Annotated in this window: 20 protein-coding genes; 9 read left to right on the top strand and 11 right to left on the bottom strand. The window is 64.0% G+C overall.

Annotated elements, in window-relative coordinates; all coding sequences use genetic code 11:
- Positions 1 to 44 precede the first annotated feature (44 nt).
- From ACZ5WT_RS09190 to ACZ5WT_RS09180, 3 genes are all read left to right on the top strand, one after another.
- Positions 45 to 1,406 carry a glutamine synthetase family protein gene (locus ACZ5WT_RS09190; protein ID WP_464287066.1) on the top strand — a complete coding sequence of 454 codons (1,362 nt, stop codon included), beginning with the start codon at positions 45 to 47 and terminating at the stop codon, positions 1,404 to 1,406.
- Positions 1,407 to 1,505: 99 nt separating this feature from the next.
- Positions 1,506 to 2,888, top strand: coding sequence for an aldehyde dehydrogenase family protein (locus ACZ5WT_RS09185; RefSeq protein ID WP_464287065.1), 1,383 nt, complete (start codon positions 1,506 to 1,508; stop codon positions 2,886 to 2,888).
- 192 nt (positions 2,889 to 3,080) lie between these two features.
- Positions 3,081 to 4,235: an iron-containing alcohol dehydrogenase gene (locus tag ACZ5WT_RS09180; protein WP_464287064.1), complete on the top strand. Its 1,155-nt coding sequence runs from the start codon at positions 3,081 to 3,083 to the stop codon at positions 4,233 to 4,235.
- A gap of 302 nt (positions 4,236 to 4,537) precedes the next feature.
- Here ACZ5WT_RS09180 and ACZ5WT_RS09175 read toward each other — a convergent pair whose 3' ends face one another.
- Positions 4,538 to 6,004: a mannitol dehydrogenase family protein gene (locus ACZ5WT_RS09175; protein WP_464287063.1), complete on the bottom strand. Its 1,467-nt coding sequence runs from the start codon at positions 6,002 to 6,004 to the stop codon at positions 4,538 to 4,540.
- Positions 6,005 to 6,160: 156 nt separating this feature from the next.
- Here ACZ5WT_RS09175 and ACZ5WT_RS09170 point away from each other — a divergent pair, with 156 nt between their 5' ends.
- A complete protein-coding gene (locus tag ACZ5WT_RS09170) occupies positions 6,161 to 7,075 on the top strand; it encodes a sugar kinase (protein WP_464287062.1) in 915 nt (304 codons plus the stop codon).
- A gap of 70 nt (positions 7,076 to 7,145) precedes the next feature.
- On the opposite strand, the gene ACZ5WT_RS09165 is transcribed toward ACZ5WT_RS09170, so the two are convergent.
- The 4 genes from ACZ5WT_RS09165 to ACZ5WT_RS09150 form a co-directional block, all read right to left on the bottom strand.
- Positions 7,146 to 7,688, bottom strand: coding sequence for a DUF924 family protein (locus tag ACZ5WT_RS09165; protein WP_464287061.1), 543 nt, complete (start codon positions 7,686 to 7,688; stop codon positions 7,146 to 7,148).
- Between the two features lie 60 nt (positions 7,689 to 7,748).
- Positions 7,749 to 8,666 (bottom strand): VOC family protein, encoded by a 918-nt coding sequence (locus ACZ5WT_RS09160; RefSeq protein ID WP_464287060.1) that lies wholly within the window; start codon positions 8,664 to 8,666, stop codon positions 7,749 to 7,751.
- A 174-nt stretch (positions 8,667 to 8,840) separates the two neighbouring features.
- Positions 8,841 to 10,649 (bottom strand): ABC transporter ATP-binding protein, encoded by a 1,809-nt coding sequence (locus ACZ5WT_RS09155; protein ID WP_464287059.1) that lies wholly within the window; start codon positions 10,647 to 10,649, stop codon positions 8,841 to 8,843.
- Between the two features lie 359 nt (positions 10,650 to 11,008).
- Positions 11,009 to 11,140, bottom strand: coding sequence for a hypothetical protein (locus ACZ5WT_RS09150; protein WP_464287058.1), 132 nt, complete (start codon positions 11,138 to 11,140; stop codon positions 11,009 to 11,011).
- Between the two features lie 154 nt (positions 11,141 to 11,294).
- Here ACZ5WT_RS09150 and ACZ5WT_RS09145 point away from each other — a divergent pair, with 154 nt between their 5' ends.
- Positions 11,295 to 12,527: an aminopeptidase gene (locus ACZ5WT_RS09145; protein WP_464287057.1), complete on the top strand. Its 1,233-nt coding sequence runs from the start codon at positions 11,295 to 11,297 to the stop codon at positions 12,525 to 12,527.
- A gap of 138 nt (positions 12,528 to 12,665) precedes the next feature.
- Here the strand turns inward: ACZ5WT_RS09145 and ACZ5WT_RS09140 are convergent, their stop codons facing one another.
- Positions 12,666 to 13,940 (bottom strand): L-fuconate dehydratase, encoded by a 1,275-nt coding sequence (locus ACZ5WT_RS09140; protein WP_464287056.1) that lies wholly within the window; start codon positions 13,938 to 13,940, stop codon positions 12,666 to 12,668.
- A 128-nt stretch (positions 13,941 to 14,068) separates the two neighbouring features.
- On the opposite strand from ACZ5WT_RS09140, the gene ACZ5WT_RS09135 reads away from it, so the two are divergent.
- Positions 14,069 to 14,860 carry a GGDEF domain-containing protein gene (locus ACZ5WT_RS09135; protein WP_464287055.1) on the top strand — a complete coding sequence of 264 codons (792 nt, stop codon included), beginning with the start codon at positions 14,069 to 14,071 and terminating at the stop codon, positions 14,858 to 14,860.
- Positions 14,861 to 14,862: 2 nt separating this feature from the next.
- Here ACZ5WT_RS09135 and ACZ5WT_RS09130 read toward each other — a convergent pair whose 3' ends face one another.
- The 4 genes from ACZ5WT_RS09130 to ACZ5WT_RS09115 form a co-directional block, all read right to left on the bottom strand.
- A complete protein-coding gene (locus tag ACZ5WT_RS09130; protein WP_464287054.1) occupies positions 14,863 to 15,594 on the bottom strand; it encodes an SDR family oxidoreductase in 732 nt (243 codons plus the stop codon).
- Between the two features lie 85 nt (positions 15,595 to 15,679).
- A complete protein-coding gene (locus tag ACZ5WT_RS09125) occupies positions 15,680 to 16,621 on the bottom strand; it encodes a substrate-binding domain-containing protein (RefSeq protein WP_464287053.1) in 942 nt (313 codons plus the stop codon).
- A 122-nt stretch (positions 16,622 to 16,743) separates the two neighbouring features.
- Positions 16,744 to 17,739 (bottom strand): ABC transporter permease, encoded by a 996-nt coding sequence (locus ACZ5WT_RS09120; protein ID WP_464287052.1) that lies wholly within the window; start codon positions 17,737 to 17,739, stop codon positions 16,744 to 16,746.
- A gap of 45 nt (positions 17,740 to 17,784) precedes the next feature.
- Positions 17,785 to 19,305 carry a sugar ABC transporter ATP-binding protein gene (locus ACZ5WT_RS09115; protein WP_464287051.1) on the bottom strand — a complete coding sequence of 507 codons (1,521 nt, stop codon included), beginning with the start codon at positions 19,303 to 19,305 and terminating at the stop codon, positions 17,785 to 17,787.
- 207 nt (positions 19,306 to 19,512) lie between these two features.
- On the opposite strand from ACZ5WT_RS09115, the gene ACZ5WT_RS09110 reads away from it, so the two are divergent.
- The 3 genes from ACZ5WT_RS09110 (at position 19,513) to ACZ5WT_RS09100 (ending at position 22,032) form a co-directional block, all read left to right on the top strand.
- Complete coding sequence (locus ACZ5WT_RS09110) at positions 19,513 to 20,280, top strand: IclR family transcriptional regulator (RefSeq protein ID WP_464287050.1); 768 nt, start codon at positions 19,513 to 19,515, stop codon at positions 20,278 to 20,280.
- Positions 20,281 to 20,304: 24 nt separating this feature from the next.
- The gene (locus ACZ5WT_RS09105) at positions 20,305 to 21,129 is read left to right on the top strand and encodes an amidohydrolase family protein (protein WP_464287049.1); all 825 of its coding nucleotides are present in this window, start codon (positions 20,305 to 20,307) and stop codon (positions 21,127 to 21,129) included.
- 69 nt (positions 21,130 to 21,198) lie between these two features.
- A complete protein-coding gene (locus tag ACZ5WT_RS09100) occupies positions 21,199 to 22,032 on the top strand; it encodes a sugar phosphate isomerase/epimerase family protein (RefSeq protein ID WP_464287048.1) in 834 nt (277 codons plus the stop codon).
- On the opposite strand, the gene ACZ5WT_RS09095 is transcribed toward ACZ5WT_RS09100, so the two are convergent.
- Positions 22,029 to 23,429 (bottom strand): FAD-containing oxidoreductase, encoded by a 1,401-nt coding sequence (locus ACZ5WT_RS09095; RefSeq protein WP_464287047.1) that lies wholly within the window; start codon positions 23,427 to 23,429, stop codon positions 22,029 to 22,031. The genes ACZ5WT_RS09100 and ACZ5WT_RS09095 overlap by 4 nt on opposite strands.
- Between the last annotated feature and the right edge of the window lie 19 nt (positions 23,430 to 23,448).

The raw sequence follows: 23,448 nt of genomic DNA, 5'->3' as shown, positions 1-23,448 counted from the left end.
GCGTGCGGCCGGGCTTTTTCATGCGTTTTCCGGGGGAGTTATTGATGTCTGTCTACACACTGGAAGCACTGCGCAATGACGTGGTCGCCGGCACGATCGATACCGTGCTCGTGGCGTTTCCCGACATGCAGGGCCGGCTGATCGGCAAGCGCCTCCAGGCCGAGTATTTCCTCGACACCGCCCATGACGAAACCCATGGCTGCGATTACCTGCTGGCCGATGACATCGACATGGAGCCGGTGCCGGGCTATGCCGCCGCCAATTGGGGCAAGGGCTATGGCGATTTCGTCATCAAGCCGGACCTCACGACGCTGATGCGCGCCAGCTGGCTCGATGGCACCGCCCTGGTGCTGTGCGACGTGACCGATCATCACCATGACCCCGTCGCCCACAGCCCGCGCGCCATTCTCAAGCGCCAGCTCGAGCGCCTCGCCGCCATGGGCTACACCGCCAATGCGGCCACCGAGCTCGAATTCTATCTGTTCGATGACGACTACCGCACGGTCCTGCAGAAGGGCCACCGCAACCTGCAGACCTCGGGCGACTACATTCAGGATTACCACATCTTCCAGACCACCAAGGAAGAAGGCGTGATGCGCGCCTTGCGCAAGCACCTGCAGGCCTCGGGCATTCCGGTGGAATCCTCCAAGGGCGAATGGGGCCCGGGGCAGGAAGAAATCAATGTCCGCTATGCCGACGCCCTCACCATGGCCGACCGCCATGTGGTGCTCAAGAACGCCACCAAGGAAATCGCCTATGCCCAGGGCAAGTCGGTAACCTTCATGGCCAAGTGGCAATATGGCCTGGCCGGCTCATCGAGCCACATCCACATGTCGCTGGCTGACAAATCCGGCAAGCCGATGTTCGTCGATGGCAAGGACGAGCGCGGCATGAGCCCGCTGATGAAGCAGTTCATGGCCGGCCAGCTCGCCCATGCGCGCGACATCACATATTTCCTTGCGCCCTATATCAATAGCTACAAGCGCTTCCAGGCTGGCACCTTCGCGCCCACCAAGGCGATCTGGAGCCCCGACAACCGCACCGCCGGCTTCCGCCTCTGCGGCGAGCACACCAAGGGCGTGCGCGTCGAGTGCCGCATGGGCGGGGCCGATCTCAATCCCTACCTGGCGCTGGCCGCGCTCATCGCCGCCGGGATCAAGGGGATCGAGGACAAGCTGGAGCTCGAACCGGCCTTTGTCGGCGACGCCTATTCCACCCGGCGCCTGCGCGAAATTCCCAAAACCCTGCGCGAAGCCACCGAGACCATGCGGAAATCGGCCATGCTCAAGGCCGCCTTCGGCCAGCCGGTGATCGACCACTATGTGCACACCGCCGAGTGGGAACAGTTCGAATACGACCGCCGCGTCACCGACTGGGAACTCCAGCGCGGCTTCGAGCGGAGCTGACCCCCAATGCTGCCGCAATGAACGACCCTAGTAAGCCTGCCTACCCCCACGGCGTCATTCCCGCGCAGGCGGGAATCCATCTTTCCCAAGGCCAATACCATGACCGAACCGGTTGAGATCATCTCCCCCATCGACGGCAGCGTCTATGCCACGCGCCAGCAGGCCAGCGCCGCCGAGATCGAGGGCGCCGTCATCCGCGCCAGGGCCGCCCGCACCAGCTGGCACGAAGTGACCGTCGCCGAGCGCCAGAAAATCCTCACGCATTTCGTCGACTCGCTGCTGCTGATGAATGACGAGATCGTGCCCGAACTCGCCTGGCAGATGGGCCGCCCCGTCCGCTTCGGCGGCGAGAGAAAGGGCGTCGAGGAACGCGCCCGCCACATGATCGAAATCGCCCCCGAGGCCCTCGCCCCCAGCGAGCGCCCGGCCAAGGATGGCTTCACCCGCTATATCACCCACGAGGCGCTGGGCACCGTCATGGTCATCGCGCCGTGGAACTATCCGTTCCTCACCGCGGTCAATTCCATCATTCCGGCCCTGATGGCGGGCAATGCGGTGATCCTCAAGCATGCCAGCCAGACGCTGCTGGCCGGTGAGCGCTTCGCCGCCGCCGCCGAGCAGGCCGGCCTGCCGCTCGGCCTGTTCCAGAACCTGGTGCTCGGCCACGCAGATACCGAAAAGCTCATCGCTTCGGGCGCCATCGATCACATTAACTTTACCGGCTCGGTCGAAGGCGGCCGCCGCATCGAGAAGGCCGCCGCCGGCACCTTTGCCACGCTCGGCCTGGAGCTGGGCGGCAAGGATCCCGCCTATGTCCGCGCCGACGCCGACCTCGATTACGCCGCCGAAAACCTCGCCGATGGCGCCTTCTTCAATTCGGGGCAATCGTGCTGCGGCGTCGAGCGCATCTATGTGCACGAGGCCGCCTATGATGGCTTCGTCGAGCGCTTCATCGCCCAGGCAAAGAACTGGCCCCTGGGCGACCCGCTCGATCCCGCCACCATTGTCGGCCCCATGGCGCGCGGCAATTTCGCCGACCATGTGCGCCAACAGACGGCCGAAGCGCTGCGCTCAGGCGCCACCCGCCATCTCGATGCCCGCCATGATCGCGATAAGCCCGGCTCGCCCTATCTCGCGCCCGAAGTGCTGACCGGTGTCAATCACCAGATGTCGGTGATGCGCGAGGAGAGCTTTGGCCCGGTCGTCGGCATCATGAAGGTTGCCGACGATGCGGAGGCCGTCACGCTGATGAATGACAGTCCCTACGGCCTCACCGCCTCATTATGGACCGCCGATCTCGACGCCGCCGCAAAGCTGGGCAGCAGTATCGAAACCGGCACGGTCTTCGCCAACCGCTGCGACTATCTTGATCCCGCCCTGGTCTGGACCGGCGTCAAGGACACCGGCAAGGGCGGGGCTCTCAGCGAAATCGGCTACGCCAACCTGACGCAGCCCAAGAGCTATCATTTGAAGCGGGTGTAGAGGCAACCAGCCCTCCCCACCCCCGATGTCACCCCGGCCTTGAGCCGGGGCCCATCCTGAGATTTCTCCGCCTCCGCAAGGTGGCTCGAACGACCGATCTGGCGGCATGACACCCATCTCAAGATGGATCCCGGCTCAAGGCCGGGATGACACCGAGTGTGGGGTGAGACTAAGAACAACGAGGGCACACAAATGACCAAAGCCAACTGGAACTACCCCACCGCCATCAAGTTCGGCCCCGGCCGCATTGCCGAACTGCCCGAGGCGCTGAAGACGGCGGGGATCACCCGGCCCCTGCTCGTCACCGATGCGGGTCTGGTCAATCTGCCCGTCACGCAGAACACCATCGCCCTGCTCAAGGCCGCCGGCATTCCCGTCGGGGTCTTTGCCGATGTGAAGCCCAATCCGGTCTCGGCCAATGTCGAAGTCGGCATCAAGGTGCTGCGCGAAGGCGGCCATGATGGTGTCATCGCCTTTGGCGGCGGCTCCGGGCTCGATGTGGGCAAGGTCATCGCCTTCATGGCCGGGCAGACCCGCCCGATGTGGGATTTCGAAGATATCGGCGATTGGTGGACCCGCGCCGATCCCAAGGGCATCTTCCCCATCGTCGCCGTGCCCACCACGGCAGGCACCGGCTCGGAAGTGGGCCGCGCGGGGGTCATTACCGATGAAACCACCCACACCAAAAAGGTCATCTTCCACCCCCTGATGATGCCCAAGGTGGTTATCGCCGATCCCGAACTGACTGTGGGCATGCCGCGCTTCATCACCGTGGGCACCGGCATGGATGCGCTGGCCCATTGCCTCGAAGCCTATTGCGCGCCCGGCTATCACCCGCTGGCCGATGGCATTGCCGTCGAAGGCATTCGCCTCGCCATGGAAAACCTGCCCAAAGTCGTAGCCGATCCCAATGACATCGAAGCGCGCGGCCACATGATGAGCGCCGCCGCCATGGGCGCCACCGCATTCCAGAAGGGGCTCGGCGCCATCCACGCGCTCAGCCATCCGGTGGGCGCGCTCTATGACACTCATCACGGCATGACCAATGCGGTGTTCATGCCCTATGTGCTGGCGGTCAACAAAGCGGCCATCGAAAGCCGCATCGCGCGGCTCGCCGCCTATCTGGGCCTCGCCCCCAGCTTCGAGGCCTTCCAGCACGCTATCATCGGCCTGCGCCTGCGGCTCGACGTGCCGCACACCCTCGCCGACTTCAAGGTCGACACCGCCAAGCGCGACCTCATCGCCGACATGGCCATCGTCGACCCAACGGCGGGTGGCAACCCCATCGAACTCACCCGCGTGCGGGCGCTGGAGATTTTTGATAGGGCGATGGAAGGGCGGATCTAGCTGGTACGCCCTGTTCCCTCAGTCGTCTCCCTCCCCCTGGCGGGGAGGGATCAAGGGTGGGGGGCGGTTGGCCCGAATATCCGGGCTCTCGCCACCCCCCTCCTAACCTCCCCCTGAAGGGGGAGGAACCGGCCAGTGTGTTACCCACGATCTCGCCCCTGAGTGGAGCGCGTCCCTCCCCCTACCAGGGGGAGGCTAGGTGGGGGTGCGATCTCACCTCCCCACCAGCGCTGCTTCACCGCACAAAAAAGCCCGCGGAACCAGTCCGCGGGCAGCGCTTGTGGGTGTGATGTCGGTGCGGCCTACGCCCCCACCACCTCAGCCACCGTCTCGGCCACGCCCACCTCGAACAGACTGTCGAGATGCGTCGCCACGGTCTCCCCGAACGTCTGGTTCTCCGCCAGATCCGTCCCGAACACTTCGGACAGCCCGACCAGACCCACATAGAGTTCCTCGGCGTCATCGCCGGCAGCGGCCGAAATGGCCATCATGCGCATGGCCAGCGGATCGCGGACGTCGATATTCTCGCCCTTTTCGTCGATGCCAGTGACGTAACGCATCCAGGCCGCCACGCCGAGCCCGAGGCGTTCGAAGCTCTCGCCCGCCGCTATGCGGTCGCGGATGGTGCCGAGCAGGCGCTGCGGCAGCTTCTGGCTGCCATCCATGGCGATCTGCCAGGTGCGGTGCTTGAGCGCCGGATTGCGGAAGCGTTCCAGCAGCTGGTCGCGATAGGCGCCGAGGTCCACGCCGGACATGTCCAGGGTCGGCATGGCTTCCTCGGTCATCAGCCCGTGGATCAGCTTGACCAGGTTTTCGTCGCCCATCACGTCGGAAATGTACTCGTAGCCCGACAGATAGCCGAGATAGGCCATGGTCGAGTGGCTGCCATTGAGCATGCGCAGCTTCATGTGCTCGAAGGCTTCGACATCGCTCACCAACTGCGCACCGGCCTTTTCGAAGGGCGGACGGCCCTGCGGGAAGTGGTCTTCGATCACCCACTGGGTGAAGGGTTCGGTCATGATCGGCCAGGCGTCTTCCGCGCCGATCAGCGCCGCGATTTCGGCCCGGTCGGCATCGGTAGTGGAGGGCACGATGCGGTCGACCATGGTGCCGGGGAAGGCCACGGCATCAACCCATTCACCCAGCCCAGCATCGCGCAGCGCGGCCAGTTTGGTGACGATGCGCTTCACGGTCGCCCCGTTGGACGGCAGGTTATCGCAGCTCATCACCGCGAAGGGGGCGATCCCGGCGGCCTTGCGGCGCGCCAGCGCTTCCACCAGTATGCCGGGCGCCGATTTCGGCGCCTGCGGATTGGCCAGGTCATGCACGATATCGGGGTGGCGCTGGTCGAGTTCCCCCGTTGCCGGATCGTGGCAATAGCCCTTTTCCGTCACCGTCAGCGAGACGATGCGGATGGCCGGGCTTGCCATCAGCGCCAGCAGTTCCTCGCGCTCGGTATTGGCATCCAGCACCTTGAGGATCGAGCCGATAACGCGCGGATGGGTGCCCGAAGCGTCGCGCACGGCCACGGTATAGAGCCCGTCCTGCGGTTCCAGCGCTTCCTTGGTGTCGGGGCGGCGCAGGCTCGCGCCGATGATCGCCCAGTCGGGGTTTTCGGCCAGCAGGTCGTCGACATAGACAGCCATATGCGCGCGATGGAACGCGCCGATCCCCAAATGCACGATGCCGGCAGTGACGCTGCTGCGGTCATAGGCGGGCATGATGACGCCCTGCGGCGGGGATTTGAGGGTGGCGGCGGTCAAGCGCATGGTCACAGATTCTCCGGCGAAAGTTGGCGCACCATAATGCGTTCTTATCTTGTATGGAAGAACATCGCACAGTAAGACGGCAGAGGGCATTGGTGGGCTTGCGAGGCCACGGCCTTTACCGGCATAAGGCTCCACCACGCAAGGGAGGATCGGGTATTGGCACAGCAGCGCTTCGTCAGCATCGGTGAATGCATGATCGAGATGAGCGGCGGCGAGGACCGTCAGTATCGCCTCGGCTATGCCGGCGATACGCTCAACACCGCCTGGTATATGCGGGCCCTGCTCGGCAAGGATTGGTCGGTCGATTATTTCACGGGCCTCGGCGAAGACCGCTATTCCGGCGATATCCGCGCCTTTCTCGAAACCAACAATATCGGCACCAGACATATCCGCACCGTGCCCGGCCGCCGCCCCGGCCTCTACATGATCCATCAGGACAAGGGCGACCGGCACTTCACCTATTGGCGCGATACGTCCGCCGCCAAGCTGCTCGCCGATGACAAGGATGCCCTCTGGGCCGCCGTCGATGGCGCGAAAATGGTCTATTTCTCCGGCATCACGCTGGCCATCCTGGCGCCACGCGCCCGCGGGCGCCTGCTCGGCGCCATCGTCAAGGCGCGCGAGGCGGGCGCCAAGGTGGTCTTCGATACCAATCTGCGCCCGGCCCTGTGGACCAGCCCGCGCGTCATGGCCTCGGTGCTCACCGCCGCCGCCACGCTCTGCGATATCGTGCTGCCCACCCATACCGACGAGGCCCCGCTCTTCGGCGACAAGTCCGTCGAGGAAACCGCCGAGCGCTATCTCGAGCTGGGTGTCGAGGAAGTGGTGGTCAAGGACGGGGCCGGTGAAGCCCTCATCGCCACCGCCAGCGAGCGCGTGCGCATCGCACCCAAGCCCGCCAAGTCGGTGGTCGACGCCACCGGGGCCGGCGACAGCTTCAACGGCGCCTATCTCTCCGCGCGCCTCGCTGGAAAGTCCCTGCGCGAAGCCGCCGAAGAAGGCCACCGCGTCGCCGGCGTCGTCATCGGCCAGAAGGGCGCCCTGGTCGATCCCAAGCTGCTGGCCAACTAACGCCCCGCCACCGGCCAGTCCCTCCCCCTACTAGGGGGAGGTTAGGTGGGGGCAGCGTCCCCCCCCCCCCTCAAAACATGCTGTCGCCCTGCGCGACCATATAGGCCACCTCGTCCGGCGTACTCTCCCGGCCGAGCGCCTTGTTGCGGAACGGGAACCGGCCGAAGCGGGCGATGCAGTCACGGTGTCCGACCATGAATTTCAGCATGTCGGGCCCGAACTGGGCGAAATGCCGGCAGCCCTCTTCCTGGATCACCAGCGATTCCGCATGCATGTAGGGCATGAAGACGAACATGCGCCGGTCCATCGGAATCTCGAGATCGAGCCCGGCCGCCACCATTTCCTGGGCCAGCACCAGCGCCATCTTGTCCTGCGCGAAGGCCTCGGGCGAACCGCGATGCAATTGCCGCGAAAACTGGTCGAGAACGATCAGTTCGGCCAGCCGCCCGTCCGGGGTTTCGCGCCACTGCCAGGCCTCGCCCCGCGCCACCTGCCGGTGGGTTTCGGCAAACTGGGCCGCCAGCACCGCATCGAATTCGGCCTTACCGCCGAACCAGTCGTCCCGGCCGTGCTCCTCGAACCAGAAGCGGTTCACATCCTGTGCAGTGCGCATATGAAAAGACCTTCCGTTGAGAAACGGAAGGTCTAGTTCTATTCGCTGCAAAGGTCGAGGCTAGGCGCGGAGCACCTGGATGCGGTTGCCCGACGGGTCGGCGGTTTCAAAGCCACCGGCAATGTCGCTGACCGGCGCCTTGGCCGCTTCCAGCCGGGCCTTGAGTCCATCAAAGCTCGCCGCATCTGGCAGCTGGATGGTAAACCAGCGCAGGCCGGCCGAACCAGCCGGTGCCTGGGTCGCGGCGGGGCCGGACCAGATGTTGAAGGCGATTGTATGGGGCATATAGTCGAGCCCGACATCGCCCATGCCGAAGGAATCGATCAGCAGGAAGCCGGCAAAACCGACGACGTCGCGATAGAAATTCATCGCTTCACGCAGGTCGCGGACATGCACGTGGACGTGCCCGATGCGGGTGCCCTCCAGCATGCGGTCGACCAGCACGGCCGGTTCGCCCAGCTCGGCCAGCAGGCCATCGAGATCGATCGGGTCACGCCCCGAATGCGGCTTGCCGTCGACCGTGGTGGCATAGGTGCCGGTTTCCGGATCGCTCAGCGTGCCGCGCCATGGCGTCTCGAAAGTGATTTCGATGCCGTTATTGTCGAAGTCCCACAGATAGATGGCTTCCGACACCAGATGGTCGGTGGGGGAAATCCGCACGTTGCGCTGCAGGGCGCGCACCGCCATCTGGGCCAGCGCCCGACGGGTCGGCACGTGGATGGCGACGTGATAGAGCCCGAGCGAATTGCGCACCGATGGGCGAATGGCCCCGGTTTCGAGCACGATGAGAACCTTGCCGCCGATGCCCATGCTCAGGGCATTGCCGGTTTCGGAAATCAGGTCGAGCCCCACCACGTCCTGCCAGATGGCAAGCGCCTTGGCCCGGTCGGTAACGGCAATATGCACGGCGCCCAGCGTGGTGGTCAGCGGGAGCACGGGAAGCGACTTCACGTTGGTCTGTACGGATGCGTCGATCATCTCGACCTCCTTGGGTGTGTGTTTGTTGACCGAAATATAGTCCCGCCCGGCCGGGCACACAAAGACGACAGTGTCGAAGGCATTGTTCGGTGCAGGTGAGGCAATCCCCGCCAACACCGACACCAAAACCAAAACCAAAACCAAAACGCCGGGGCTTCTACCCCGGCGTTTCAACTACGCGATCTTCAGCCCCTTGGTCAGCTCCAGCGCCTGCTTTTCGAACAGGCGGCGGTAAATCCCGCCGTTGAGCCCGATCAGCTGGGCGTGGTCGCCCTCTTCGACAATCCGGCCCTTGTCGAACACCAGCAGGCGGTCGAGCGAGCGGACGGTGGACAGCCGGTGCGCGATGACCAGCGTGGTGCGGCCCACCATCAGACGTTCCATCGCTTCCTGGATCTGCACTTCGCTCTCGCTGTCGAGGCTGGACGTCGCCTCGTCGAGGATCAGCACCCGCGCATCGGCCAGGAACGCCCGGGCGATGGCGACGCGCTGCCGCTCGCCACCCGATAGTTTCACGCCACGCTCGCCCACCAGCGTCTCATAGCCCTTGGGCAGGTTGACGATGAAGTCATGCGCATTGGCCTGCATCGCCGCCTGCTCGATCTCGGCGCGAGTGGCGCCGGGCCGGGAATAGGCGATGTTTTCGGCCAGCGTGCGGTGAAACAGGATGGGTTCCTGCTGCACGATGGCAATCTGACCGCGCAGGCTCGCCTGCTGCACGTCGGCAATGTTCTGGCCGTCGATGACGATGCGGCCCGAATTGACGTCGTAGAGCCGCTGGATCAGCTTGACGAATGTCGTCTTGCCCGAGCCGGAATGGCCGACGAGGCCGACGCGCTCGCCCGGCTTCACCGAGACCGAGAAGTCCTTGTAGAGCGGGGTGGCATGCGAGCCATACTGGAAGGTCACGTTCTCGAACGCGATCGCGCCATCCTTGAGCGCCAGCGGACGGGCGCCCGGCTGGTCCTCAATGCCGAGCGGCTGGTCATAGAGCGAGACCAGCTCTTCCATGTCGTTGACCGAGCGCTGCAGGTTGCGCACATGCTGGCCCACGTCGCGCAGGTAGCCCTGCAGCACGAAGAACATGGTGAGCACGAAGGCGATATCGCCCGGCGAGGCCGCGCCCTGCTGCCACAGCAGCAGCGAGGTGCCCATGATGGCGGTCTGCATCATGGCCATCATGATGCCCTGCAGGCCCCCATTGAGCGTGCCGCGCGTCCACACCCGCCGCGTGCGGTTGCGCCACTTGGCGACCACCCGGCTCATGGTGTGCTGCTCACGCTTTTCGGCGCCAAACGCCTTCACCACGCTGTTGCAGCTGACGGCATCAGCCAGCGAGCCGCCCATGCGGGTGTCCCACACATTGGCGAGGGCGCCGGCGGGGGCGACGATGCGCATCGAGACCCAGACAGTGACCCCGACATAGATCAGCGAACCCAAGCCCACCACGAGGCCCATCACCGGCCAGGCCAGGCCCAGGATGACGGTCGAGGCAACCAGCATCAGCAGCGACGGCCACAGCGCCACCAGGAGGGTGTCGTTGAGCAGGTCGAGCGCCCCGCTGCCGCGGGTGATCTTGCGCACGGTCGAGCCGGCAAAGGTATTGGCATGCCAGTCGGTCGAGAAGTGCTGCACGCGGCGGAAGGCGTCGCCGATCACGTCGGTCATGATCGCTAGGGTGAAGCCGATCATGGTGAACCACACCGACTGGCGCAGCAGCACCGCGCCCAGGTAAAGCCCAGACATGGTGAGGAACGCCACCAGCGCGGCATTCCAGTCGGCAGCGGAGGGCGTGCCGGCGCCGCCGGCGACGGCATCCACCAGCCGCCCGGCAAAAATCGGGCTGAGCGCTTCGGCAAGAGTTGCCGCCAGCACGAGTACGGCAATGCCGGCGGCCTTGAGCGGCTGGCGGCGCCAATGATTGAGAGTGAAGCCGAGAACCTTCTGGAATGCCTCGGCCCTGAATGGGTCTTTCGAAGTCATGGAGACAATCCGGCCCCGCTTTCCGGCAGCCGGCCCTGTAAAAAGGGGAAATGGGGCACAGCCAGTGCGGGGCAAGAATCCGCGTCAGATCAGAGAGGCTGTGGGGGAGAAAACTGCAGTCGAAGGGCCAGTAGGGCGGCCCGCGGATGGCAAGGACCTAACGGTGCGGCGTGCCAAAGGGCGCGGCGTAAATCATGACTGTCATCGATAACGCCTCCCTGTTCGATTGTTGCAGCGATGGACGATTTGTAGACAAACCGTCCTGTCTTGCCAACAGGCTTTTTGGGGATAGTAGACGATAATATCGTCCAAATAGAAACGCGGCCGGGAGGGAAAGCCACCCGGCCGCGCATCTGACGCTAGTCGCGGGGCGAGGCAGCGCCCGGTGCGACGATTGAGCGTGTCGCCATCTGGGCATATGCCAGACTGATGACGAATACGCTGAACAGCGCCAGAGTGGCGATGATCAGGAGGTGAATATTTTCAGCCATTTACCTGCTCCTGTGGTGTTGCCCGATGATTGCCACGCAGGACTTTGCCCCGCTTGATTTAGGTCAAGGGATTTTACGATTTCCGCGACTGGCAATCGCCGCGCGAGGGGACTAGGGTTTGCCCAACCACATCAAGAAGAGGCGTTTGCCCACAATGACTATTGATCCCGTCAAGCTCGACAAGCTGGCCCAGGTAGCCATCAAGGTCGGCCTGCAACTGGCCGAAGGCCAGGACCTCGTGATGACTGCCCCGATGTCTGCCGCGCCCCTGGTTCGTCGCATCACCGAGCATGCCTACAAGGCAGGTGCCGGGCTCGTGACCACCATTTATTCTGACGAAGAGGCGACCCTGGCCCGCTACAAGCACGGCCATCCCGCCAGCTTCGACAAGGCCGCCGGCTGGCTCTATTCGGGCATGGCCGAAGCCTTCAAGAACAACGCCGCGCGTCTCGCCATTGCCGGCGACAACCCGATGATGCTTGCCGGCCAGGACCCCGACAAGGTCACCCGCGCGATGCGCGCCAACTCGGCGGCCTACAAGCCTGCCCTGCAGCTGATCACCGGCTTTGACATCAACTGGAACATCGTTTCCTACCCCACCCCCGCCTGGGCCAGGCTGGTCTTCCCCAATGACAGCGAAGAGGTTGCGGTCGGCAAGCTGGCCGACGCCATCTTCAAGGCGAGCCGCGTCGATCAGGACGATCCGATCGCCGCCTGGGCCGAGCACAATGCCAACCTCAAGACGCGCTGGACGTGGCTGAACGGCAAGGCCTTCTCGGCGCTGAAATATACCGGTCCGGGCACCGATCTGACCGTCGGCTTGGCCGATGGTCACCGCTGGAAGGGCGGCGCGTCGGAAGCCAAGAACGGCATTACCTGCAATCCCAATATCCCGACCGAAGAAGTCTTCACCACGCCGCACCGCCTGCGCGTCGAAGGTCACGTCTCTGGCACCAAGCCGCTCAGCCACAATGGCGCGCTGGTCGAAGATATGTGGGCCCGCTTCGAAGGCGGCCGCATCGTCGAGTTCAAGGCCAGCAAGAACCAGGACCTGTTCAACAAGGTGCTCGACACCGACGAAGGCGGCCGTCGCCTCGGCGAAGTGGCGCTGGTGCCCCACTCCTCACCGATCTCGGCTTCAGGCATCCTGTTCTTCAACACGCTCTATGACGAAAACGCCTCCTGCCACATCGCGCAGGGCCAGTGCTATTCGGACTGCTTCGTTGATGGCAAGAACCTCACCCCCGAGCAGATCGCCGAACAAGGTGGCAACACGTCCAACATTCACATCGACTGGATGATCGGTTCGGACAAGATCGATATCGACGGCGTCCATGCCGATGGCAGCACCGAACCGGTGATGCGCGGCGGCGAGTGGGCCAACTAGAAACCAACAAGAAAACTGTCAGCATGCTGCAAGAAAACTACCGGCATGCTGACAGAAATCTGGCTGCTTCTTGCAGATTACCAGACCCGACGGCGCTGCCCGCGGACTTGATCCGCGGGCCTCTGTCGACCGGGAAAATCAGTCCCGGAACGTATTCTCGCGGATGCTCTCCGGCTTCATCTCGATCGAGAACCCCGGCCGCACCGGCGGCATATAGGCCGCGTTGCGGATGTCGCACGGCTCGATGAAATGCTCGTGCAGGTGATCAACATACTCGATCACGCGCCCTTCCTTAGTCCCTGATACGACAAGATAATCGATCATGCTGAGGTGCTGCACATATTCGCAGAGCCCCACGCCGCCCGCATGCGGCCAGACCGGCAGGCCGTATTTGGCGGCCATGACCAGCACCGACAGAACCTCGTTCAACCCGCCGATACGGCAGGCGTCGATCTGCACGATATCGATCGCGCCGTCCTTGATGAACTGCTTGAAAAGAATACGGTTTTGGCACATTTCGCCGGTCGCAACCTTGACCGGTGCAATCGCCTGGCGGATCGCCTTGTGGCCCGAAACGTCGTCCGGGCTGGTCGGCTCCTCGATGAAAAACGGATTGAACCGCGACAGGGCCTTGACCCAGTCGATGGCCTGGTTGACCTCCCAGACCTGGTTGGCGTCGATCATCAGAAAGCGGTCGGGCCCCATGATTTCCCGCACGATTTCGAGGCGGCGGATATCGTCGTCGAGGTCGCGGCCGACCTTCATCTTGATGTGCTGGAAGCCCTCGGCCACCGCCTCTTTGGCCAGCCGCGTCAGCTTCTCGTTCGAATAACCCAGCCACCCTGCCGAGGTTGTATAGCACTGGTAGCCCTCGGCCTTGAGAATGGCCATGCGCTCGGCCTTGCCGGCTTCGGCTTTCCGGAAAATCTCCAATGCTTCCAAAGGCGTAATGGCGTCGGTGAGGTAGCGGAAGTCGATGATGTCGACGAGCTGCTCGGGCGTCATGTCGGCCACCAGCTGCCAGACCGGCTTGCCCGCTTCCTTGGCCAGCAGGTCCCAGACGGCATTGACCACTGCCCCGGTCGCCAGGTGCATCGCGCCCTTGTCGGGGCCGATCCAACGCAGCTGGCTGTCGCCGGTAATGTGCCGCCAGAACCGGCCGGGATTTTCGGCGATCCAGCCCAGATCGAGCCCGATTACCCGGCTTTCCAGCGCCCTGATCGCCGCCACCACCACCTCGTTGCCGCGCCCGATGGTGAAGGTCAGCCCGTGGCCGGTATGAGCGCCGTCAGTCGCCAGCGTCACATAGGCGGCCGAGTAGTCGGGATCAGGATTCATCGCGTCGGACCCGTCGAGCGAGGCCGAAGTGGGGAAGCGCAGGTCGTGGGTGGCCAGGGCGGTGATGGTGGTCATGACAATCTCGAATGATGGGCGGTTGCACCGCGAAGTGGTGCGTTAAGCATGCCGATTAACGGGACAGAACGTGTGGCGTGGCAATGTGTTGGGACAGAAGCGGCCAGGCAGGACCGCGAGGAGGCGCAGTGAAGACCAGTGTGTTCGGACGCAGCTATGGCCGGTTCTATGCGTGGTTGCTGAACCTGGGCATACCGCGCGCTTTGGTGCTGATGACGACCATTGCCACCACGACCTCGCTGGGCCTGACCATGCTGCTGATGGAGCTGGTGAACGCCCCTGACGATCTGTTCTGGTACGCGATGCTGGTGGGGGCCCTGTCGCCGCTGCTGACCGCGCCGCTGCTGAGCCTTGCGGCCGTGTTCATGGTTTTTCAGCTGAACGCCGCCAAGACCGCGCTGACGATGGCCGCCGACACCGATGCGCTGACAGGCGTTGCCAATCGGCGCTCGTTCATGGTGCGGGCGGAGCTGGCCTTTGCCAATGCCCGCGCCACCGGCGCCCCCTTCTCGGTGGTCATGCTTGATATCGACCACTTCAAGGCGATCAACGATGCCCACGGGCACAGCGCTGGCGACGATGTGCTGCGCGAAGTGGCCCGCGCCTGCCGCGACAGCCTGCGGGCCAGCGATTGCTTTGCCCGCTTTGGCGGCGAGGAATTCATCTGCCTGCTGGAGGTCACCAATACCGACGGCGCCGCCGCGGTCGCCGAGATTTTGCGCAAGACCGTTGCCAGCCTGAGCTTTGAAGACCGCACGCCGCCGAGCGTCACGGTCAGCCTTGGAGTGGCAGGGTATCTGGCGCGCAGCGAAAGCCTGCATGACATCCTCAATGAAGCCGACCGGCAGCTCTACGCCGCAAAGGCAGCCGGTCGAAATCGCGTGATGGTTGCGGACGGTGTTGCCCGCATCGCATCCTGATCTCAGGCGGTCCAACCGCCGTCGATGATGTGGATATGGCCGGTCGTATAGGTTGCCCCGGCCAGGTAGACCGCCAGGTCAGCCACTTCGGCGGGCTGCCCGATACGGCCGATCGGCTGGCGCGCGATGAAGGCCTTCTTGGCCCCTTCGAAGTCACCCGTCGCTTCCCAGCGCTGATGCAGGCTGGGCGATTCCACGGTGCCCGGGCAGATGGCGTTGACGCGAATGCCCTGCGTTACATAATCCGCCGCAACCGACTTGGTCAGCCCGATCACCGCCGCCTTGGAAATGGAATAGGCCGCCCGGTTGGGCACGGCTTTGATCGAGGATGCCACTGTCGCCATGTTGATGATCGAACCATCCTGGCGCGCCAGCATCTGCGGCAGTACAGCCTGAATGGTGCGGATCTGCGCCTTGACGTTGAGGTCGAGCGCGAATTCGATATCGGCGTCAGTCATCTCGAGAACGGTGCCGTTGTGGACGACGCCGGCGCAGTTGAAGAGCACGTCGATATGGCCGATTTCAGCGACCGCCTGCTTGACTGCATCGGTGGACAGCACGTCGAGCACGCGCGTGGTGATGCCGGCAATGCCGTCGAGATCCTTAAGCCGCTCGGCATTGATGTCGGTCGCGATCACCTTGGCCCCGGCTTTCACAAAGGCCTCTGCCGACGCGCGGCCAATGCCCTGTGCAGCAGCGGTGATGAGTACGATCTTACCGTTTAGGTCGGCCATTTTTCATTCCTGAAGAAGTTGGGCCGGGCGGCCCCGGTGGGTGCTTGCGCGCGGCAAGTCCAACGGGGTGCCCGGCCCGATTGGTTTAGTCGTAGAGGACGGCCGCGATCTCGGGGTCGGCCATGTTGGTCTTGTCATAATAGTAGAAGCCGGTGTCAATCACGGGCGGCAGGGTTTCGCCCTTGAGCGCCTTGACAGCAGCGGCAACGGTTTCATAGCCGATGCCGACCGGGTTCTGGGTGATCGCGCCAGCCATCAGGCCGCTCTCGATCATGCCCTTCTGGGCGGCGCCGGAGTCAAAGCCGATGACCACGACATTGCTGTTCAATTCCTGCTTGCCGTTGGCAACGCCAATGGCCGAGCCTTCATTGGCGCCGAAAATGCCCTTGATGTCGGGATTGGCCAGCAGGATCGACTTGGTGATTTCAGTCGACTGCAGCTGGTCGCCGCCGCCGTATTGAACGGTCACCACTTCGATCTTGGGATAGGCTTCCTTGATGCGGTTGACGAAGCCGTCAACGCGGTCGATGCCGGTGCGGCTGGTCTGGTCGTGCGCGACGACGGCAACCTTGCCCTCGCCACCGATCAGTTCGGCCATTTTGTCAGCGGCAAGCGCGGCAGCTGCCACGTTGTCGGTGGTTGCAGTGGTCAGCGGGATGTCGCTGGCAACGCCGGAGTCAAAGGCGATGACCGGGATACCGGCGGCCTTGGCCTGTTCCAGCAGCGGGGTTGCCGCCTGGCTGTCGAGCGCAGCAAAGCCGATGGCATCTGGATTGCGCGACAGAGCCGCGGCCAGCATATCCATCTGACGGTCGACCTGGCTTTCGCTCTCGGGACCTTCGAAGGTCACGTTGACGCCAAGCTCGGCCCCGGCCTTGTCGGCGCCCGCCTTCACGGCCTGCCAGAACTGGTGCTGGAAGCCCTTGGAGATCAGGGCGATATCGTATTTTTCCTGAGCCAAGGCGATGCCACCGGCGCTCAGGAGTGCGAAGGCGCTGATCGCGCCAAGCAGGGTACGTCTAAGCATTATAGTCCTCCCATAAAGATAGAATTCTGCATGTTCGTTACGGAGCGTAGCCGCTCTCTTATTGGCGCCCTTGAACGCAACCCCTCCGGATCGCGCGCTGCGGGCGCAGAAAAAACCGGCGCCTACAAAGTGCGGCGCCGCAGGATATCGGCATAGACAGCCAGGATGATGATCGAGCCGGTCACGACCGTCTGCCACTCCTGAGCCACCGAAAGGATACGCAGGCCATTGGCCAGCACGGATATGATGAGGGCGCCGATCAGCGTGCCAAGCACCGTGCCGCGGCCGCCCGACAGCGAAGTGCCGCCGATGACCACCGCCGCGATGGCATCGAGCTCATAGCCCTGGCCAAGCGCCGGCTGCGCCGAATTGAGGCGGCTGGAAATCAAGAGGCCCGCGACGCCGCAGATGGCGCCGGCAACGGCGTAGACGGCGATCTTCCAGCGATCGACATTAACGCCCGACAGGCGCACGGCCTCTTCATTGCTGCCCAGAGCGAAGGTGTAGCGGCCCAGCGCGGTCTTGCTCAGCACGAAGGCCGCCAACAGCGCCACGCCGAACAGGATCATCACGCCATTGGGAATGGGCAAAGCCGGGATCAGCGAGCCGACGATGGAGCCCTGCGCGATCTGGGTGAAGCCGGGCGTGTCGTTGAAATAGATCGGGCGCGTGCCCGAGATGACCAGCGACAGGCCCTTGAGGATCAGCATCATGCCCAGCGTGGCGATGAAGGGCGGCACCTTGAGCTTGGCGATGATCGTGCCCGACAGCAGTCCGCTGGCGGTGCCGGCCAGGATCGAGCCGACGATGCCCAGCGGCAGCGGCATGCCCAGATAGGTCAGGATAACGCCGGTGATCACCGCACAGAACGTCATCAGCGTGCCCACCGACAGGTCGATGCCGCCGGTGATGATGACCAGCGTGGCGGCGATGGCGAGCACGCCATTGACCGAGGTGGCCTGCAGGATGGCCAGCACGTTCTGGGTCTGCATGAAATTGGGCGAGGCCAGCGAGAATACCACGACCAGCGCGATGAGCCCGGAAAAGGCCAATAGGCGATGGAAGGCGCCGGAGATGCGCACACCGGGTTTGCCGGGAGTGGCTGCGGTATCAGTCATGATTGTTCTCCAGCGCACGAATTGGCCACGCCCAGCCCCATTGCCTCACCCCGCATGCTGCACCTCCGGCGCCATCACGGTTTCGCGCTGCGTGGCGAGCCGCATGATCTCTTCCTGGCTGGCGCCGCCCGGCAGGGTGCCGGTGAGCCGGCCCTCGCACATCACCGCGATCCGGTGGCTGAGGCGCAGGACTTCGGGAAGTTCGGACGAGATGACGATGATCGCCCTGCCCTGTTCGGCCAGAGCATTAAGCAACTTGTAGATTTCGGCCTTGGCGCCAACGTCGATGCCGCGCGTGGGCTCGTCGAAAATCAGGATATCGCAGTCGCGCAGCAACCATTTGGCGATGACCACCTTCTGCTGGTTGCCGCCCGAGAGCAGGCGCGCCTCCTGCGTGTCGCTGGGGGTCTTGATGGCCAGCTGGGTGATGTAGCGCAGGGCGGTTTCGCGCATTGCCGCGTCGTCGAGCACGCCGAGCGGCCCGGTGAAGCGTTTGAGGCTGGCCAGGGCAATGTTGTTGCGCACATCGAGCCCCGTCGCGAGGCCGAAATGCTTGCGGTCCTCGGAGAGATAGCCAATTCCCGCGCGCACTGCGTCACTGGGCGAGGAGATGCCGACGCGCTGGCCATTGACCCAGATCTCACCGCCATCGCGCCGGTCCGCCCCGAAGATGGCGCGGGCGACCTCGGTGCGGCCGGCGCCCATCAGGCCCGCAAAGCCCAGGATCTCGCCCTTGCGCACCGAGAAGCTGACATTGCGGATTTCACGGCCGCGATTGAGGTTACGCACTTCGAGCGCCACCGGCGCATTGGTGGTGTTGGGAATGACCAGCGCCTCATTGCTGAGGGTGCGGCCCACCATCATCGAAATGATGGTTTCCATCGGGGTATCGGCGGCCGGGACCGTGCCGACATATTCGCCGTCACGCATCACCGTAACACGGTCGGAGATGCGTTTGATCTCGTCCATCTTGTGGCTGATATAGACGATGCCGACGCCCTCGGCCTTGAGCCGGTTGATGATGGCGAAGAGCTCGGCGATCTCGGTGTCGTTGAGCGCGGCGGTCGGCTCGTCCATGATCAGCACACGGCTACGATAGCTCAGCGCCTTGGCGATCTCGACCATCTGCTGGCGGGCAATGGTAAGGGTTTCGACCTTTACCGTGGGGTCGAGCCGCAGGTTCATGCTGTCAAAGATCGCCTGCGCGTCGCGATTGAGCGCCGCTTCGTCGAGCATGAAGCCGCGGCGTGGTTCGCGGCCAATGAAGATGTTCTGCGCCGCCGTCAGGTCGCGCATCAGCGCCAGTTCCTGATGGATGATGCCGATGCCCATATCCTGGGCCTGGCGGGGCGAGGCGGGCGACACGGGCTGCCCATCGAGGCGGATTTCACCGGCGTCGCGGGTATAGACCCCGGCCAGGATTTTCATGAGCGTGGACTTGCCGGCGCCGTTCTCTCCCATGAGGGCGTGAACTTCGCCTGCCCGCAAATCGAACCGGGCGCGTGACAGGGCACGAACGCCAGGGAACGACTTGTCGACGTCGATCATCTCGATCAGCGGCGCCATTACGAATGCGCCTGCCACGTATGAACGGGGTCCCGCTGCATTGCCGGAAATGTCCTCCCGCGCATTCTTGCGATGCGCATACAAACAATCTATTCATAAATGAACGCACGTGGCAACTGCTAACATGTCAGTCGGGCACTTCGCTCGCTTGACCCCCGCAGCAGACACCCACAGTCCGTTGACACTAAGGCGGTGCCGGAGGGACCAATGAGCGAAGACGGCAATGATCGGTATCGGGCTCCGGCGCTCGATAAAGGTCTGGATATTCTCGAACTTCTGGCCGCAACGGCAGATGGGCTGAGCCAGGCCGAGATCGCCAAGTCGCTCGATCGCTCGCCCAATGAAATTTATCGCATGCTCGACCGGCTGGTGCGGCGCGACTATGTCCGCCGTACGCCCGAAGACCGTTACGAGATCACCCTCAAGCTGTTCGAGCTGGCTCATGCGCGCCCGCCGCTGCACCGCATGGTCAGCCAGGCCATGCCGGTGTTGCGCAGCTTCGCCCTGCGGGCCGAGCAGGCCGTTCATATGGTGGTGCAGGACCGCAATATCCTGGTCGTCATCGCGCAAGTGGACGGGCCCGGCTACTGGAACGTCTCGATCCGCGTCGGCAGCCGGATCGGCCTGGTCAATACCGGCTCGGGCCATGTGTTCCTGGCCTTTGCGACGCCCGAAGAGCGCCTGCTGATGCTGGAGGAACAGGACCCGGGCAATCCCGAAAGGATGACCAAGGCGCTGGAAGAGCGGCTCGAAACCGTCCGCAGTCAGGGTTACGAGGTCATGCCGAGCGCGCAGGTTTCGGGGGTATCCAACCTCACCGTGCCGATCGTGGGCCCGCTGGGTACGGTGATCGCGGTGCTGACCTGCCCCTATACCCAGCGCCTCGACAAGCAGGACGCGCCCGATGCCCAAGCGGTGCTCGCCCTGCTACAACAGACGGGCCTGGAAGTAACAAGACGCTCGGCCGGTCCCTAGAGGCGAGCGGGAGGACGTCCCCTGATGCGCATTCTCGATACCCATCTGCACCTGATCTATCCCGACCGCTTCAGCTATCCCTGGCTGGACGGGGCGCCGGCCATCAACAAGCCGTGGAGCCTTGAGGACTACTTCGCCGAAGCGCTGCCGCTCGGCATTGAATCGGCGCTGCATATGGAAGTCGATGTCGCCGAAAGCGACATCATGGGCGAGACCGAATTTGTGCTGGGCCTGCCCCGCATTGCCGGGGCCATTGCCGCGTGCCGCCCCGAAAGCATGACCTTTGTCGACCAGATCGAGCAATTGGCCGACCATGCCCATGTGAAGGGCGTGCGGCGTATCCTCCATGAAACCCCGGATGAGCTGAGCCAGTCGGACCTTTTCATCGAGAATATCCGCCACCTGCCCGACTACGACCTGAGCTTTGACCTGTGCCTGCGGGCCGACCAGCTGCATCTGGGCACGGAGCTGGTACAGCGGGCGCCTGACGTGACCTTCATCCTCGACCATTGCGGCAATCCCGACATCGCCGGACAGGGTCTGGACCCATGGCGCGCTGGCATCACCGAGATCGCGCACAACCCCAATGTCGTCGGCAAGGTTTCGGGTCTCGCCAATCACTGCGCGCGCGGCTGGACCGCCGAAACATTGCGCCCCTATTTCGAGCACATGATCGAGAGTTTCGGCTGGGACCGGGTGGTGTGGGGCTCCGATCATCCCGTGGTCACAGTAACGGGCGGCACACTGACCGATTGGGTCGAGGCAAGCCGGGAAATCGTCAGCGGGGCAAGCCAGGACGAGCAGGCCGCGCTGTTCCACCGCAATGCCGAACGCATCTACAAGGTCTGACCACAGGCAAAATAGCGGTTGAAACGATGCCAAGGCCGTGGAAGGCTTCCACAAAACAGGAGGCCCGCCATGGCTCAGATCAGTGCCGACCGCATCGCCGTTTCCACCTGGTCACTGCACCGCTTTCTGGGCGTCACCTATCCCCATGACCTGACCACCACCGAGATCGGCCCGGCGAAGGAAACCTATGGTGAGGGTGAGGAGTCGCTGCTCGGCCTGCCATCCGCGCTGGCCAATCACGGCTATCACCGGCTGGAAATCGTCTCCTTCCACCTGCGCAGCCGCGATCCGGTCTACCTCGAAGAGCTGCGCGACCAACTGCGGGTGTCCAAGGTACGCCTGCAGACCTTGTTGATCGATGCCGGCGATATCACCCATCCTGAGGATGGCGCCCGCGACACCGCCTGGATTGCCAGCTGGATCGAGATCGCCAATGCTCTGGGCGCCGACAATGCCCGCATCATCGCCGGCAAGCAGAAGCCGAGCCGGGAAACGCTGGACCGGTCGGTCAAAGCGCTGAAATCGCTCGCCGATGGCAATGCCGGGTCGCCTGTGCGCCTGGTGACCGAAAACTGGTTCGACCTGCTCTCCGAGCCCGAGCATGTGCACTACCTGCTCGATCAGCTGGACGGGCGCGTCGGCCTGCTCGGCGATTTCGGCAATTGGGGCGGCGACAATAAATATGAGGACCTAGCCTCGATCTTCGGGCGCGCGGAGCTATGCCACGCCAAGGCCACCTTCATCGACGGCGACCTCGACGAAGCCGATTACGGGGCCTGCGTGACGCTGGCCGAAGAGGCTGGCTACAAAGGGCCCTATACGCTGATTTTCGACAACGAAATCCCCGGCGAATGGCATGGGCTGGCCGCCGAACGCGACTTCATCCTTTCCCGCGATATCTAGGCCCGGTCGGACTTGAGCGGCTTGAGGGGCTTGAGACCGGCAAGCAGGGTCGGCAGGAGTTCGGTGACGGTCGGGTGGATGTGCATCGTGTGCATCATGGTGGTGTAGGGCGTACCCGCCGCCATGAGCTGCAGCAGCGACTGCACCACTTCATCGCCGCCGATGCCCAGGATCGACGCGCCCAGGATGAGCTTGCTGTCGGCGTCCACCAGCACCTTCATCAGGCCCTGCGTTTCACCGCGTTCGCGCGCCCGCGCCACCCGGCTCATCGGCATGGTTGACATCAGCACTTTGCGCCCGGACTTGCGGGCCTCGGTCTCGGTCATACCGATGCGCCCAAGGGGGGGATCGATATAGAGCGCGTGGACGGGGACGCGGTCCGCGATCGAACGCTTGCCGCCATCGATCACGTTGTCGGCGACGATCTCGAAGTCATTGTAGGAGGTGTGGGTGAAGGCGCCGCGGCCGTTGACGTCGCCCATGGCCCAAATGCCTTTGACGCTGGTGCGCAGGTGCTCGTCGACCGGGATGAAGCCGCGCTGATCTGTTTCAATGCCGGCAGCACCGAGATTGAGCTCGGCCGTATTGGGCGTGCGGCCCAGCGCCACCAGAAGGTGACTGCCCTCGACCGACGCCCGACGCTTGCCGGATTTGAGTGACAGCAGCACCCCGCGCCCGGCCCGCGCCACCGCTTCGACCTCGGTTTCGAACAGGAAGGACACGCCTTCCGCCTCGAGGATGGTGCGGATGGCTTCCGAGATATCGGCATCCTCGCGCGAGGCCGGCCGGGGGCCGCGCTCGATCACGGTGACCTTGGATCCGAAGCGGGCATACATGTGGGCGAATTCGAGCCCGATATAGCTGGCGCCGACGATGAGCAGATGCCCGGGCAAGGTATCGAGATTCATCATCGTCGTATTGGTGAGATAGCTCAGCCCGCTCAGCCCTTCCCAGTCGGGTACGCTGGCCGTGGCGCCGGTATTGATGAAAATCTGCGGTGCGGTGAGCGTGCGGCGGCCGACGGCGACCTCGGTCGGCGAGACGAAGCTCCCGGTGCCGCGGACATATTCGAGCTTCTTGAAGCTGGCGACCCAATCGTTGAGGCCGCGCACCGAGGCTGAAACCACCGCATCCTTGCGCGCCTTGACGGCCTTCATGTCGACCGAGATCGAGCCCTTGATGGTGACGCCGAAGGCCCCGGCCTGCCGGGCAGCCCAGGCGGCCCGGGCGCTGGCCACCAGGGTCTTGGTGGGTGTGCAGCCATCGTTGATGCAGGTGCCCCCAATGTGCTCCCGCTCGATGAGAGCGACCTTGCGGCCTGCGCCGGCCAGACGCGCCGCCAGGAACGGGCCTGCCTGCCCCCCACCGATTACGATGGCGTCAAATTTCTCCGGCATGGGCCCAACCCTCCACGGC

The organism is Devosia sp. T2-14 (genome assembly GCF_055397495.1).
This window is presented reverse-complemented; position numbering and strand designations above follow the sequence as displayed.